Source organism: Janthinobacterium sp. FW305-128, assembly GCF_020858135.1.
Classification (GTDB): domain Bacteria; phylum Pseudomonadota; class Gammaproteobacteria; order Burkholderiales; family Burkholderiaceae_D; genus Janthinobacterium.
Window position 1 is genome coordinate 292,790 of sequence record NZ_JACYMK010000006.1, and the last position, 14,095, is coordinate 306,884.

At 62.6% G+C, this 14,095-nt stretch carries 13 protein-coding genes; 9 read left to right on the top strand and 4 right to left on the bottom strand.

Annotated elements, in window-relative coordinates; genetic code table 11:
* Positions 1-48 precede the first annotated feature (48 nt).
* The 5 genes from IGS60_RS15045 (at position 49) to IGS60_RS15065 (ending at position 6,925) form a co-directional block, all read left to right on the top strand.
* Positions 49-2,892, top strand: coding sequence for a pitrilysin family protein (locus IGS60_RS15045; RefSeq protein WP_230505275.1), 2,844 nt, complete (start codon positions 49-51; stop codon positions 2,890-2,892).
* A gap of 95 nt (positions 2,893-2,987) precedes the next feature.
* Entirely contained in the window at positions 2,988-3,185 is a 198-nt protein-coding gene (locus tag IGS60_RS15050; RefSeq protein WP_010399555.1) for a hypothetical protein, read from the top strand.
* Between the two features lie 122 nt (positions 3,186-3,307).
* Positions 3,308-4,867: a methyl-accepting chemotaxis protein gene (locus IGS60_RS15055; protein WP_070311430.1), complete on the top strand. Its 1,560-nt coding sequence runs from the start codon at positions 3,308-3,310 to the stop codon at positions 4,865-4,867.
* Positions 4,868-4,954: 87 nt separating this feature from the next.
* Positions 4,955-5,824 (top strand): ThiF family adenylyltransferase, encoded by an 870-nt coding sequence (locus tag IGS60_RS15060; RefSeq protein WP_070223918.1) that lies wholly within the window; start codon positions 4,955-4,957, stop codon positions 5,822-5,824.
* Positions 5,825-6,925 carry a nitroreductase family protein gene (locus IGS60_RS15065; RefSeq protein WP_070288671.1) on the top strand — a complete coding sequence of 367 codons (1,101 nt, stop codon included), beginning with the start codon at positions 5,825-5,827 and terminating at the stop codon, positions 6,923-6,925.
* 19 nt (positions 6,926-6,944) lie between these two features.
* Here IGS60_RS15065 and IGS60_RS15070 read toward each other — a convergent pair whose 3' ends face one another.
* The 3 genes from IGS60_RS15070 to IGS60_RS15080 all read right to left on the bottom strand — a co-directional run bounded on the left by IGS60_RS15070 (position 6,945) and on the right by IGS60_RS15080 (position 10,424).
* Complete coding sequence (locus IGS60_RS15070) at positions 6,945-7,937, bottom strand: EDSAP-1 family PEP-CTERM protein (RefSeq protein WP_083293526.1); 993 nt, start codon at positions 7,935-7,937, stop codon at positions 6,945-6,947.
* A gap of 109 nt (positions 7,938-8,046) precedes the next feature.
* The gene (locus IGS60_RS15075) at positions 8,047-9,027 is read right to left on the bottom strand and encodes an EDSAP-1 family PEP-CTERM protein (RefSeq protein ID WP_083287582.1); all 981 of its coding nucleotides are present in this window, start codon (positions 9,025-9,027) and stop codon (positions 8,047-8,049) included.
* Positions 9,028-9,215: 188 nt separating this feature from the next.
* Entirely contained in the window at positions 9,216-10,424 is a 1,209-nt protein-coding gene (locus IGS60_RS15080) for a glycosyltransferase (RefSeq protein WP_230505277.1), read from the bottom strand.
* Between the two features lie 161 nt (positions 10,425-10,585).
* Here IGS60_RS15080 and IGS60_RS15085 point away from each other — a divergent pair, with 161 nt between their 5' ends.
* From IGS60_RS15085 to IGS60_RS15100, 4 genes are all read left to right on the top strand, one after another.
* The gene (locus IGS60_RS15085; protein WP_162995740.1) at positions 10,586-10,759 is read left to right on the top strand and encodes a hypothetical protein; all 174 of its coding nucleotides are present in this window, start codon (positions 10,586-10,588) and stop codon (positions 10,757-10,759) included.
* A 240-nt stretch (positions 10,760-10,999) separates the two neighbouring features.
* A complete protein-coding gene (locus IGS60_RS15090; RefSeq protein ID WP_162995739.1) occupies positions 11,000-11,137 on the top strand; it encodes a hypothetical protein in 138 nt (45 codons plus the stop codon).
* Positions 11,138-11,266: 129 nt separating this feature from the next.
* Positions 11,267-11,635, top strand: a complete 369-nt coding sequence (locus IGS60_RS15095) for a hypothetical protein (RefSeq protein WP_121670010.1) — start codon at positions 11,267-11,269, stop codon at positions 11,633-11,635.
* An 88-nt stretch (positions 11,636-11,723) separates the two neighbouring features.
* Positions 11,724-12,182, top strand: a complete 459-nt coding sequence (locus tag IGS60_RS15100; RefSeq protein WP_034750191.1) for an acyl-CoA thioesterase — start codon at positions 11,724-11,726, stop codon at positions 12,180-12,182.
* Positions 12,183-12,271: 89 nt separating this feature from the next.
* Here the strand turns inward: IGS60_RS15100 and IGS60_RS15105 are convergent, their stop codons facing one another.
* Positions 12,272-13,678: a DEAD/DEAH box helicase gene (locus IGS60_RS15105; protein ID WP_035820280.1), complete on the bottom strand. Its 1,407-nt coding sequence runs from the start codon at positions 13,676-13,678 to the stop codon at positions 12,272-12,274.
* Positions 13,679-14,095: the final 417 nt, after the last annotated feature.

Below are 14,095 nucleotides of genomic sequence, written 5' to 3' on the forward strand. Positions count from 1 at the left end.
AGAATTTCAGTGTAAGGTATGGCTACTGAATTTTACCGTTGAGAATACATGAAGCTGAGTAAATTACGCCTGATCTCGGGCGCCGTCTTGCTGGCGTGCGCCTGCATGGCCCAGGCGGAAATCCGTTTGACCGATCCCCTGCCGCTGGCACCAGAAGTTACCGTCGGAAAACTGCCGAACGGCTTGACCTACTACATCAAGAAAAATGCCCGTCCCGCGCAGAAAGTGGAATTGCGCCTGGTGGTGAAAGCCGGCTCCATTCTGGAAGATGACGACCAGCAAGGCCTGGCCCATTTCACGGAGCACATGGCCTTCAATGGCTCCACGCATTTCAAGCGCAATGAGCTGATTTCCTACTTGCAATCGATCGGCGTGAAGTTCGGCGCCGACCTGAATGCTTACACGAGCTTCGATGAAACCGTCTACGTGCTGCCGATTCCCACGAACAAGAAGGAAAACCTGGAAAAGGGTTTTCTCGTGCTGGAAGACTGGGCGCACGGCTTGAAATTCAATCCGGCCGACATCAATAGCGAGCGCGGCATCGTGCTGGAAGAGGCGCGCCTGGGCAAGGGCGCCAGCGACCGCATGAACAAGGTGCTGTATCCGAAGCTGCTGAACGGTTCGCGCTATGCGGAACGCATGCCGATCGGCAAGGAATCCGTGTTGAAAACCTTCAAGCCGGAAGCCATCAAGCGTTTCTACAAGGATTGGTACCGTCCCGACCTGATGGCCGTGATGGTGGTCGGCGACGTGGAGCCGAAACAGGCTGAAGCGATGATACGCCAGCATTTCGGCAAGCTGAAAAACCCCGCGAAACCGCGTCCGCGCCTGTATGCGGAAGTGCCGCAGCGCTCGCAGACGGAAGCGCTGGTGATCACGGACAAGGAAGCACCGGACGACAGCGTCTTCATCCGCTACCCGATCCGCGCCGCGCAGGAGCCCGTCACCATTGCCGACTACCGCCGCCAGATGATCGAAAACCTGTATGGGCAAATGCTCAGCGCGCGCATGCAGGAATTGACGCAGCAGGCCAACCCGCCGTTCATCCAGGGCGGCAGCAGCATGGGCAAGCTGGTGCGCGGCTATGAATCGTTTAGCGCCTATGCCTTGCTGGGCAAGGGCGGCGTGCAGCCGGCCGTCGATGCGCTGGTGCAGGAAGACGAGCGGGCGCGCCGCTTCGGTTTCAGCCAGGATGAACTGGACCGCGCGCGCAAGGACATGTTGCGCAATTACGAGCGCGCCTACAGCGAACGCGACAAATCCGATTCGGCCGGCTTCGTGGCCGAGTATTCGCGCAACTTCCTGGAGCAGGAAGCCATTCCCGGCATCGCCAATGAATTGCTGTACGCGAAGGAACTCTTGCCGCAGGTAACCTTGCAGGAAATCAACGAAACGGTGGCCAAGGTGATTCCCGACCAGCAAAAGAAGCTGGTGGTCTTCATGGGGGCCGAACCGAAAGCGGGCGATGCGACGTCCAGCGTGCCGACGCAGCAGCAATTGCTCGACGCCGTGGCGAAGGCCGAGCAGCAGAAGGTCGAGCCGCGCACGGAGAAAGTGCTCGCCAGCAAGCTGATGGACGGTCCGCCGGCCGGCGGCAGCATCGTTTCGGAAAAGTTGAACAGCGCCATCGGCGTGACGGAACTGACCTTGGGCAATGGCGTGCGCGTGCTGCTCAAGCCGACGGACTTCAAGAATGACCAGGTGCTGATGGGCTCGACGCGCTTCGGCGGCCAGTCGCTGTTTGGCGACGCCGACATCTACAACGCCCGCTACGCCAGCGCCGTGGTCGGCAGCATGGGGTTGAAGGATTTGGCGCCGCTGGACTTGCAAAAAGTATTGGCCGGCAAAACGGTCAATGTGGGCGCTTCGCTGGGCGAACTGAGCGAAGGCTTTGGCGGCTCGGCCAGCAGCGCCGACGTGGAAGCCATGTTGCAGCTCGTGTATTTGTATTTCAACGACGTGCGCAAGGATGCGGGCCTGTACCAGTCCTTCATCGGCAAGCAGCAAGACCTGGCGAAAAACAGCATGGCGCAGCCGGAAGCCGTGTTTTACGATGCCATCCAGCACGCCATGTATGGCGACAACCCCCGTGTCGATGGCGTGCCGCGTGCGGCCGACTTCGACAAGGTGGGCCTGGACCGCTCATTGGACATCTTCCGCCAGCGTTTTTCCAGCGCGCGCGACATGACCTTCATCTTTGCGGGCAGCTTCGAGCTCGACAAGATCAAGCCGCTGATCGCCAGCTACCTGGGCACCTTGCCCGTGGGCGAGGTGGCGCACGCCTACCGCGACGTGGGCATGCGCCCGGTGACCGGCGTCGTCAAGAAGGATATCTATATGGGCAGCGAGCCCAAGAGTACGATTTCCATCACCTTCAATGGCGACGTCGCGTATTCGGACGAGCAAAAGCTGACCCTGCAGGCGCTGGGCGAGGTGCTGAACCTGAAAGTCATCGAAGTGCTGCGCGAAAAGATGAGCATGATCTATGGCGGCGGCTTTGAAACCTCGATGGGCCAGCATCCGTACGGCCATTATTCGGTGGCCTTGAACTTGCCGACGGGACCGGAAAACGTGGACAAGGTGATCGCCGCCGCCTTTGCCGAAATCAACAAGATGAAGGCGGACGGGCCATCCGTGGCCGACCTGGAAAAGGTCAAGCTGAACTGGATCACGCGCCAGCAGAAATCCCTGCGCGAAAACAACTACTGGATGAACCAGCTGATGGGTTCGGTGACGCAGGGGCGCGATCCCGCGCACATCCTGAAGTACGAGCAGCGCGTGCGCGCCATCACGCCGCAAGCCGTCAAACTGGCGGCGCAGCGCTACCTGGACATGCATAATTATGTGCAGGTGGTGCTGTATCCGGAACGTAAAAATGTTGCAGCCAAGTAATCCTCGTGTTTGATCTGCATGGGCGGCAGCGTGGCGAAGCTGTTAAACTGCCGCTTATTGATGTGATATCGCAATTTAACAAGCAAGGAAATACGATGGCTAAGAAAGAAGAGCTCGATCCGGAAACCCTGGAGTTGATCAACTGGTGTATCGAGGTCGAAGGCTTCCTCGTGGCCGGCGGCGCCACCGTGGCGCAGGCGCAGGACCACATCGAAGAGCAGGTCGAGTGGTTTACCGACCAGTTCTACGACGGCTTGACGCCGGAAGAGGCGGCCAAGGAAGCCTTGGCCTGACCTTTTAAACACGACTTACAGCGGGCGGTGCCTGCCGGGCACAGCCCGGTAGCGCCGCCCGTTTTGCTTTTCTGAAAAGATTTCCATCGGGCAATTAAATTTCCTATTCACTCCAGGCACCCATGACACTCCGTTCACGCATTCTCCTCCTGTGTTTCAGCACCTTGCTGGGCATCGTCCTCATCGCTTCCTTCTCCCTGTATTCCCTGCGCCAGACCATGATGGCCGAGCGCGTCGAGCAATTGACGGTGCTGGTCGAATTGGCCAACGCATCCGTGGAAAAGGCGTACGCGCTGGAACAGTCGGGCAAGCTCACGCGGGAGCAGGCCCAGCAGCAGGCCAAGCTGGCTATCGGCAGCTTCGTCAAGGACGAAATGTATTACTTTGTGCGCGATTTCAGCACGGACTTGCTGTACGTGCATCCGAATGCGTCGCGCATCGGCACGCCGCAAAAGAACATGAAGCAGTCGGGCGACCGCTACCGCGCCGCGCTGGCCAACAGCCGCATCGGCCTCGTGCAGGCGGACGGCACGCGTCCGGGCGTGCCCGACCCCGTGGCGAAGATGTATGCCGTGGTGAAATTTGCACCGTGGGACTGGCTGATCGGCACGGGCACGTATATCGATGACATCAACCACAAATTCTGGGCCCAGGCGGGCGTGCTGCTGGCCATCGGCGGTGCGCTGATGCTGGTGGTGGGCGCGCTGGCGGCCCTGATGCTGCGCCGCATCCTGGCCCAGCTCGGCGGCGAACCCGACTATGCCGCCGCCATCGTGGCACAAATCGCGCAGGGCGACCTGACCACGCAGATCGACACGCGCCCCGGTGATACGTCCAGTCTGTTGATGGCCATCAAGGCCATGCGCGACAACCTGGCGCATCTGGTGAGCCAGGTGCGCAGCGATGCGGAATCGATTTCCACGGCATCGGGCGAGATCGCCTCGGGCAACCACGACCTGTCGGCGCGCACGGAGCAGCAGGCGGGATCGTTGGAAGAAACGGCATCGACCATGGAAGAGATGACCTCGACCGTGCGCCAGAATGCGGACAATGCGCGCCAGGCCAACCAGCTGGCCATTTCTGCCTCGCAAGTGGCGAGCCAGGCCGGCGGCGTGGTGAGCCAGGTGGTCGACACCATGGGCGCCATCAATGCCTCGTCGAAGAAAATCGGCGACATCATCGCCGTCATTGACGGCATCGCCTTCCAGACGAATATCCTGGCCCTGAACGCCGCCGTGGAAGCGGCGCGCGCGGGCGAGCAGGGCCGTGGTTTCGCCGTCGTGGCCAGCGAGGTGCGCAACCTGGCTCAGCGCTCGGCCAGTGCCGCCAAGGAGATCAAGCAATTGATCGACAGCTCCGCCGAACAGGTGGGCGCCGGTGAAAAACTGGTGGCGCTGGCGGGCGAAACGATGGAAAAAGTCGTCTCCAGCGTGCAGCACGTGACCGATATCGTGGCTGAGATTTCCTCGGCCAGCGCCGAGCAGAGCGCCGGCATCGAGCAGATCAACCAGGCCATCGTCGAGATGGATAACATGACGCAGCAAAACTCGGCCCTGGTCGAGCAGGCATCGGCGGCAGCGCAGGCCATGAACGAGCAGGCGGCCGGGCTGGCGCAGATCGTCAGCGTATTCAAGGTGGGCGCCGTGGCGCCGGCCGCGGCGCAGCGGCGCCTGACGCGCTAGCCGCTTTTTATCTGTCACGGGGGAACTTATCCCGGGCTCACCTGTCCAAACTTTTTCGTCCGCAATGGATGCACAGAAGAGGTGAGCATGACAGAAGGTTTTTCCTATCACGCGGCATTTGCCCGCAACCTGGGCTGGGTCACGCAGGCGGAGCAAAACAGCTTGCGCGGCAAGCGCGTGGCCATCGCGGGCATGGGCGGCGTGGGCGGCGTACACTTGCTGACCCTGGCGCGGCTGGGGATCGGTGCCTTCCACATCGCCGATTTCGACACCTTCGATATCGCCAACTTCAACCGCCAAGCCGGCGCCATGATGTCGACCCTGGGCCAGCCCAAGGTGGCCGTATTGGCGCAGATGGCGAAGGACATCAATCCCGAGCTGGAGATTAAACAATTTCCCGACGGCATACACGACAGCAACCTGGCCGAGTTCTTTGCCGGTGTCGACCTGTACGTGGATGGCCTCGATTTCTTTGCCTTCCCCGCGCGCCAGGCCACCTTCGCCACGTGCGCGCGCCTGGGCATTCCCGCCATCACGGCCGCGCCGCTGGGCATGGGCACGGCCGTGCTCAGCTTCATGCCGGGCGGCATGACGTTCGAAGAGTATTTTGGCTGGGGCGACTTGCCCGAAGAAGAGAAGGCCCTGCGCTTCCTCGTCGGGCTGGCGCCGTCCGGCTTGCACGGCCCGTATCTGGTCGACCCGTCCGCCATCAACCTGAAGGAGCGGCGCGGGCCGTCGACCATCATGGGCTGCCAGCTGTGCGCGGGCGCGGCCGCCACGGAAGCCTTGAAAATCCTGTTAAAACGGGGCAAGGTGATGGCGGCGCCGCACGGCGTGCATTTCGACGCCTACCGCAACAAGCTCGTGCATACTTGGCGTCCAGGCGGCAACCGTCATCCGCTGCAGCGCCTGACGATGGCCATCATCAAGCGGCGCCGCGCCGCACAGGGGGCATAAATGGCGCAAGCATTGCTGAACGATCCCGTGCTGGAAAACATCCTCGAGCAGGCGCGCTGGGCGCCCAGCGGCGACAATACGCAGCCGTGGCGCTTTGAAGTCGTCGACCAGCGGCACGTGGTCGTGCATGGTTTCGATACGCGCAGCCATTGCGTGTATGACCTCGACGGCCATCCCAGCCAGCTGTCGCTGGGTGCCTTGCTTGAAAGCATGGCACTGGCGGCCAGCTGTCACGGCTTGCGCATGGAAGCGCGCCGGCGTTTGTCCATGCCCGACACCTTGCCCACCTTCGATGTACGGCTGGTCGACAGCCCGGGCATGCTGCCCGATCCGCTGGCGGCCTTCCTGCCCCGCCGCAGCGTGCAGCGGCGCCGGCTCAGCACGCGCAGCCTGCGCGCCAGCGAAAAGGCGGCATTGGCGGCCAGCTTGCCGCCCGGCTACGGCGTGCAGTGGTTCGAAGGCGGGCGCGCGCGCCTGGCCTGCGCGCGGCTGATGTTCGACAATGCGAAGCTGCGCCTGACCATGCCCGAAGCGCACAAGGTGCACCGCGACGTGATCGAATGGGGGGCGCGCTTCAGTGCCGACCGCATCCCGGAGCAGGCGCTCGGCGTCGATGCCATGACGGCGCGGCTGATGCGCTGGGTCATGCACAGCTGGCGCCGCGTGGATTTTTTCAATACTTGGCTGGGCGGCACGATTGCTCCGCGGCTGCAGATGGACTTGCTGCCGGGCCTGTATTGTGCCGCGCATTTCGTGCTGCTGGCCGATGCGCCGCCGCGCCATATCGACGATTACGTGGCGGCCGGCCGCGCCATGCAGCGCTTCTGGCTGACGGCCACGCAACTGGGACTGCAATTGCAGCCGGAACTGACGCCGCTGATCTTTGCCCGCTACGTGCGCGAACGGCGCGCCTTTTCGCGCACCGATGGCATGCAGGACATGGCGCAGGAGCTGGCCGTGCAATGCCAGGGCGTGCTGGGGGAGGCGGCGGTCGAGCGGGCCGTGTTCCTCGGGCGCATCGGCGCCGGGCCGGCGGCGAGTGCGCGCTCGCTGCGCCGTCCGCTGCAAGACTTGCTGGTGGCGCCCACGGCTGGGCCGTGAGGCGTGACTCCCTGCGCGGTCAGCGCCGCCGCCGTGGCGCCAGGGCAGCCAGCGCCGCCAGACCCGCCACCAGCAGCGGCAAGGTGCCAGGTAGCGGTATCGGCGTGTCCGTCGGCACATAGGCCAGTTCGGAACTGTTCAGCATGTTCAATACCAGGGTATAGCTGCCTGCCACCAGATTGTCCGTGACGGCGCCATACTGCCCGCCGCACGTCGTGCCGATGCCCGTGCCCGTGGGCGCGCCGCAGCCGCCGGGATCGTAGGTGAACACGCTGCCGCTGGTCAGCGGCGTTTGCGCGTACCCTGTATTGAGGCTGGCGGCGTCGGCCAGTTCGGTGCCGCCCAGGATGCCGGAGCCCAGGTTGCCGTCGGGGGCCCAGTTGAAGACGATCTGGCCATGTTCATCGATGATGGTAAACGTCATCGCCATATTCGTCGTGGCCGCCGAGCCCGTGCCGGCCAGGGCATCGAGGTACAACTGCATGAAAGGCAGGGCCTGGAAGTCGAAGGCCAGGGTCGCGCCCGGTTGGCCGACGACGAAATTGACGGTCATCGCGGTACTGGAACCGTTGCGTCCCGAGGCGTCGGCGCTGCCGCCGCCCGTGAGGAAGGTTTCCGCCGCATTCACCGTGTGCGTACTGGTCGAGCCTGGCGGAAAGGGGGGGATTTGCGAGGTGACGATCTGCGCCTCGCCGCGCGCAAACGAGGCCGTGCCCATGCCTTGTTGCGTAAAATCATTTTCCCCCTTGGTGACGGCGCCGCGTGTCGCTTGCTGCGCATCGATCTCGTTGCTGCCGCCGTGGATGACGCTGCTGCCATTGAGCGTGGCGGTGGTGCGCGACAGGTCGATATTGCTGACCAAGGTGGTGGAGCCGGTGGGGTTGCTGATGACGAGGCCAAAGACGCTGGTGTACGAATAGCCATAGGCGGCGGCGCCGGCAGTGCCGCTGCTGGCCAGCAACAGCAAGGCCAGCAAGGCCGTTGGCAAGCGGGTACAAGAAAATGTAGTCATGAAAATCCTCATCTGCCGGTCGGCCGCGTTGTAAGGAAAACCGACAGGCTTGCCACATAAAAAAAGGCGAGGAGACTCCCTCGCCTGTAAATCCCCCCTGTTGCCTGGTTCAGGCGGCAACCTTGCGGCGGCGGGCATAGCCCAGGCCAGCCAGGCCCAGACCCAGCAGTGCCAGAGTGCCAGGTTCCGGCACCGCCTGTTTCACCAGGTCCACGCTTTCCACCGCATTCAAGGTCAAGGTGTAGTTGCCGGCCGTTAAAGCATTGCTGACGGAGCTGAAGTTGCTGCCGCAGCCCGTACCGACGCCCGTGCCCGTGGGCGTGCCGCAGCCGGAAGGGTCGTAGGTGAACAGGTTGCCGCGCGTCAGGAAATTGGTCGCCAGACTGGTGTTCAGGTTGGCGCCGTCGGCGTTTTCCGTGCCACCGAAGATGCCCGAGCCGATCACGCCATCGGGCGTCCAGTTGAACACCGTCAGGCCCGCCGCATCCGTGATGGTGAAGGTGACGACCAGGTTGGCCGTGGCCGTGGACAACTGGCCGACCGTGCTTTGCAGGAAGACCTGCATGAAGGGCGACGCCAGGAAGTCAAAGCTCAGCGTCGCCGTGGGCGAACCGACGACGAAATCGACGGAAAAACCCGTGGTCGAGCCATTGCGCCCGGAGGCATCGGCCGTACCGGCAGGGCCGCCCAGATGGGCTTCGGCCACGTTCACCACCTGGGTGGAGGTGGAGCCGGGCGGGAACGAAGGGAACTGCGTGCTGACGATCTGCGCATCGCCGCGCGAATAGGTGCCAGTGGGGCCTTGCTGGGTGAAGTCGTTTTCGCCCTTGGTGACGGCACCGACGTTGGCGCGCGGCGCGTCGAGCGAACCGGCGCCGCCGTTGATGACGCTCACGCCGTTCAGGGTGGCCGTGCTGCGCGAAATCGTGGTGCTGTTGGCCACCGTGATCTGGCCCGTCGGCACGGCGATGACCAGGCCGAAGATGTTGTTGTAGGAATAGCCGTAGGCGCCCGCTTGTGCGCTACCGGCCGCGCACAGCATGGCCAGTGTCGCTGCCGCCGGGAGCAGTTTCAGTTTAGAAAGTTTCATGTCATTCACCTCGTGGTTGAGTGAGTCTGGAAGTCTTGCCTGAGTCCTGTCGGCAGGTGCTCATGGCCAGACTTAAGCGACTTCCATGCCAACGCATGAGGTTCTTTTGAAATCAATGACTTGGCGTGCTTTTGTTGACACAGTGCAGGTGTTGCCGGACGCGTTGTAAGAAAAACCGACGGCGCCCGTCAAGGCTGGCTACCACGGGGCGACGAGCCCAGCAGGGCGTGCAGATGGGGCAGCAAGCGTTGCCCTGGCACATAGTCGCGCATGGCCGTGGCCAGTTGACGCGCCGCCAGCCTGGCGCGGCCATCGTCGAGCATGCGAGTGGCGGCATGGCGCAGGGCGGTTTCCTGGAAACGGTCGGCGCGCAGCAGCAGGCCGGCGCCGGCGCCCGCGATGCCGTGCATGTTGAGGAATTGGTCGAGGTTGCCGGCGATGCCGATGACGGGTACGCCTGCCGTCAGCGCCTGCTGGCTGGTGGGGCTGCCGCCGTTGCAGATCACCAGGCTGGCGCGGCGGGCGGCCGCGTCGCCCGGCAGAAAGGGCGCGACATAGGCATTCGGCGGCACGGCATCGACGCGGATGGTGCCGGCCGTGGCCGCCAGCACGGTGACGGGCAGGGGCGCCAGCGCGCGCAGCACGCGCGGCAGCAATTGCCCCTGGCCCGAGCTGCCCAGCGTGACATAGACGATCGGCCGTCCGCTGCTCAGTTCCGGTCGCTGCCACCAGTCCGGCAAGTCGAGCGGCGGCGCCCAGATGATGGGGCCCAGGTAGTCGTGCGTGGGTGGCATGCCATGCGGCGGGAACAGCTGGGGAATATCGGCGTACAAGGTGCGGTCGGCATCCGTATAGATGCGCCGCAGGTCGCTGCCCAGCGATGGCAGGCCATGGCGTCGGCGCACGCGGTTCAGGGGGACGGCATGCGAGGCGAAGGCCAGCGGGCGGATCAGGCGGAACAGGGGATCGGCCAGCCAGATGGGCAGCACGCCCGTCAGGGGCAGGCTGGGCACCGTGTAATGCTGGCGCACCCAGGGACTCCAGTAGGCGTTGCTGACGGTAATGTAGGGAATGTGCTGCAGGCGCGCGCTGACGGAGAGCGACAGGCGAAAGTCGCCGATCACGAGATCGGGCTGGGCGGCATTGAGCAGGCGTAAGTCATCTTCCACGTACGCGTGCAAGGTGCTTTCCGTATAGACGGGCTTGCCGTGGGCCAGCGCCTGCAGAAATTGCAATGATGAAATGCTGTCGATGCGCCAGCGGCGGAAGTGGGCTTGCCTGAAACAAAAGTCATACCCATCGGCGCAGGCAAAGTGCACTTCGTACGCTTCCTCGTCCAGGCCCTGGGCCAGGCTCAGTGGGCGGCCAACATGGGCCAGGGTCACTGCCTCGGCCATAAAGAGGATTTTCTTGCGCGCCATAGGGTCGCTTGCACTCGTGCTGTAGGGGATGCCTGCCAAGTTGGAGTGGCGCCACGCCGTTTAGTTCCCCTGCAGCGTGCCACTGGCGGGCGCCAGGATTTGGCCGCATCGGCTAGAGTGGGGCAAAGGAGGCCACCATGCAGCCACAATTCCATTTTTCCCCGCTGCGTGCACACAGCACGCCCGAACCCGATATGCCGCCACCGCCGGAAGGCGATCCCCTCACGCCGCCGCCGGAACAGCCGCCGCACATCGACCCCGTGCCGGTCGAGGAGCCAACGCCGCCGCCACCGCCCGTGAAAATGCATTGAGCGGTTTTCGTGCCATGGCGCCGCGCCAAGGCCTGCGGTGGGCAGGCGCGCGCCGTGTTTATTTCCAGTCAGAAATGGAAGGCGCGGGCCTCGCCGGAGGTACGCCATTTAAACAACAAAAATGCCCACAAATGTTGCCGAGTGGATACAAATCAAGCCCCAACTGTCGAGTGTCATGCGGCCGTCACGATTCTGTTCTTATAATGAGACATCATAAAAATTCTTGTACAGGAGACCATCGTGGGCAATTCCTTGCATAACAAAATCTACCTGGGCCGGCGGCCTGTGATCACCAGCAAACACCTCGTGGCGCTGGCCCTGGCGGGTGCCGTTGCTGGTTGCGGCCTCGCATGGCTGCTGCTGCGCAGCTACAAATAACGCTCATCACACGCGTGTTTCCGCCGCCTGGCCGCCTGGCCGGCGGCGGTAGATGCACGTTGCCTGTTGCCGATGCGCAGCGGGGCGCGTACCATGGGGGCCGAACACCTGGCCTTTTATGGAAAAGTAATGAAGAACGAGAAATTAACAACCGATGAATATGACGCGCTGGAGCAAGTTGCACGCGGCATCAAGACCGAGCGCCCCAGTGCTTGCGTTGCCCGCAATGCCAAGCGCCTGTCCGGCCTGAAGCTGCTCAGCTATGCACGCGATGGCCGTCTGTCCATCACCGATAAGGCGCAGCAACTGCTGTTCCTGCGCCGCTGCATCATGGGGCTGCGCGCCGTCGCCGCCGATCCGCTGACCAAGCTGGACACGGAAGTGGCATACTTCCTGGGCAAGAAAGCCCACATCGTGGCGCGCGCCGAAGGCGAGGGCCACGACATTTCCGACAAGGGCCGCGAATCGCTGGCCGACATCGACAACCTGGGACTGTAACAGCCTGTCCCGGCAACCGGCCCCTGGGGCCGGTTTTCACATCCCCCTCACTTTTATTTCCCCTTTGGAGAACACTTTGGACAGCGCGATGAACTGGTCGGCCCACGAACTGACGATGACGGTCTTGATGACGCCCGATATGGCCAACTTTTCCGGTAACGTGCATGGCGGCACCATCCTGAAATACCTCGACAGCGTCGCCTACGCCTGCGCCAGCCGCTATTCGGGCAGCTATGTGGTGACCCTGTCCGTGGACCAGGTGATGTTTTTGCAGCCTATACACGTGGGTGAGCTGGTGACGTTCCTCGCCTCGATCAATTACACGGGCACGACGTCGATGGAAGTGGGTATCCGCGTGGTGACGGAAAACATCCAGCAGCGCCTGGTGCGCCACGCCAACAGCTGCTATTTCACGATGGTGGCCGTGGACGCCAACCGCAAGCCGGTGGCCGTGCCGCCACTGGTGCTCGAGACGCCGGAGCAGCATGCGCGCTTCGAGCAAGCCAAGCTGCGCAAGCTGTCGCGCCAGAAGGTGTCGAAGAAGTAAAGGCAATCGGCATAAAAAAACGGCCGCCAGAGCAATCTGGTGGCCGTTTTTTTTATTGCCTGCCGCCTGCTGGCGGCATGGCGCCGTGATTAACGGTCGCCGTAGCTGCGGCGTGCGCCGTCGGTGCTGCGCGGGTTGGAACCCTTGTAGCCGCCGCCGGTGCTCGGCGCGCCGTCCTTGCGTGGTGCGCCCGGCTTGCTGAACGTGCGTTGGCCTGGCTTCGCGCCGCCACGGTTGTCGCCTGGTTTCCAGCCGCCTGGACGGGCGCTCGAACGTGGTGCCGATGCCGTTTTCTTCGGCTCGAAACCTTCGATGACATTGACCGGGATCAATTGCTTGGTGAAGCGTTCGATGCGTTTGACGTTCATGCCTTCAGCGTGGTTCACCAGCGAGATGGCCAGGCCATTGCGGCCAGCGCGGCCGGTACGGCCGATGCGGTGGACGTAGTCTTCCGGGAACTTCGGCAGATCGTAGTTGAACACGTGGGTGATCGTCGGCACGTCGATACCGCGGGCGGCAACGTCGGTGGCAACCAGCACTTTGACTTGGCCGCGGCGCATGCCGTCCAGGGTGCGGTTACGCGCGCCCTGATGCATGTCGCCGTGCAAGGCGGCAGCCGAGAAACCGGCGATGTTCAGGCGGTCGGCGATGGTGTCGGCGTCACGCTTGGTGGCGGTGAACACAACAGCCTGGTCCAGCGATTCGTCGCGCAGCAGGTGGTCCAGCAGGCGATTCTTGTGCGACAGATCGTCGACGAAGTGCACGCGCTGGGTGATGTTTTCATGCTTGTTGCTCGAGCTTGCCACCTGGATGACCAGCGGGTTTTTCGTGATGCGGCGGGCCATGTTGCCGACGACGCCGTCCAAGGTTGCCGAGAACAGCATGGTTTGACGGCCTTCCGGCGTCGCTTCCACGATTTTTTCGATGTCGTCGATGAAACCCATGTCCAGCATGCGGTCGGCTTCGTCCAGCACCAGGATTTCCAGTTGCGAGAAGTCGATCTTGCCCGAATCCATGTGGTCGATCAGACGGCCAGGGGTGGCGACCAGGATCTCAGGATTCTTGGCCAGCAATTGCATCTGTTTAGGGTAAGGCATGCCGCCCAGAATCGACACAGCCTTGATGCGGCGGATGCCGGTGCTGTACTTGTCTGTGTTGGTGGTCACTTGCAGGGCCAGTTCGCGCGTTGGCGTCAGTACCAGCATTTTTGGCTGGGCAGCCTTGAAGCGTGGACGCTCGCCGCGGGCGCGCGATGCTTGCATTTCCTGGTTCGGCGTCTTGCCGGCGGCACTTTGTTCGGCGCTGGCCAGTTTGTGCAGCGACGGCAGCATGAAAGCTGCGGTCTTGCCCGAACCGGTCTGCGACGAGACCAGCAGGTCACGGCCTTCGATCGCGGCTGGAATCGCTTGCGACTGTACCGCGGTTGGCGCGGTGTAGCCCGATTCGGTCAGAGCGGCGATGATGGACGGATGCAGGCCTAAGGATTCAAATGTCATTCTTTTCTTTCGTAAAAATCAGCGTTCTTGCAAAAAGCAGAACGCAAAATAGCAACGCCAACCAAAACGAAATGACTCAACTAAAAAGAAATTTCGGCACAAAAGCTTTGCGCCGGGACGGTGTCAGGTGCGACACACAAGGCGGGAGGGCTTTATAAGCGGCATCCTGTGGATGCGCTAAGGCTTGCGAAGCTGCTAAGTTTGTAGTGCATGACTGCGGTGTTGCCATCGCTTCAAGGGAACATATTGCAGCGCACAACGACACTATACCGTATTTGCCGCCGTTTTGCACGGGCTAAATGGGAAGAAACGCAAGTCCTACCACGTTTTGAAGATGTTTCCTATCTGAAATCAGTAGGAATACGTAGATTTCGCCCGTTTAATTGAGCATGGCCACGATGTCGGCGGGCAGCGGCG

What these genes read in the sequence shown, in the direction of transcription:
- IGS60_RS15045 (WP_230505275.1), top strand. Translation starts at nt 49, where the DNA reads ATGAAGCTGAGTAAATTACGCCTGATCTCGGGCGCCGTCTTGCTGGCG.
- IGS60_RS15050 (WP_010399555.1), top strand. Translation starts at nt 2,988, where the DNA reads ATGGCTAAGAAAGAAGAGCTCGATCCGGAAACCCTGGAGTTGATCAAC.
- IGS60_RS15055 (WP_070311430.1), top strand. Translation starts at nt 3,308, where the DNA reads ATGACACTCCGTTCACGCATTCTCCTCCTGTGTTTCAGCACCTTGCTG.
- IGS60_RS15060 (WP_070223918.1), top strand. Translation starts at nt 4,955, where the DNA reads ATGACAGAAGGTTTTTCCTATCACGCGGCATTTGCCCGCAACCTGGGC.
- IGS60_RS15065 (WP_070288671.1), top strand. Translation starts at nt 5,825, where the DNA reads ATGGCGCAAGCATTGCTGAACGATCCCGTGCTGGAAAACATCCTCGAG.
- IGS60_RS15070 (WP_083293526.1), bottom strand. Translation starts at nt 7,937, where the DNA reads ATGACTACATTTTCTTGTACCCGCTTGCCAACGGCCTTGCTGGCCTTG.
- IGS60_RS15075 (WP_083287582.1), bottom strand. Translation starts at nt 9,027, where the DNA reads ATGAAACTTTCTAAACTGAAACTGCTCCCGGCGGCAGCGACACTGGCC.
- IGS60_RS15080 (WP_230505277.1), bottom strand. Translation starts at nt 10,424, where the DNA reads ATGGCCGAGGCAGTGACCCTGGCCCATGTTGGCCGCCCACTGAGCCTG.
- IGS60_RS15085 (WP_162995740.1), top strand. Translation starts at nt 10,586, where the DNA reads ATGCAGCCACAATTCCATTTTTCCCCGCTGCGTGCACACAGCACGCCC.
- IGS60_RS15095 (WP_121670010.1), top strand. Translation starts at nt 11,267, where the DNA reads ATGAAGAACGAGAAATTAACAACCGATGAATATGACGCGCTGGAGCAA.
- IGS60_RS15100 (WP_034750191.1), top strand. Translation starts at nt 11,724, where the DNA reads ATGAACTGGTCGGCCCACGAACTGACGATGACGGTCTTGATGACGCCC.
- IGS60_RS15105 (WP_035820280.1), bottom strand. Translation starts at nt 13,678, where the DNA reads ATGACATTTGAATCCTTAGGCCTGCATCCGTCCATCATCGCCGCTCTG.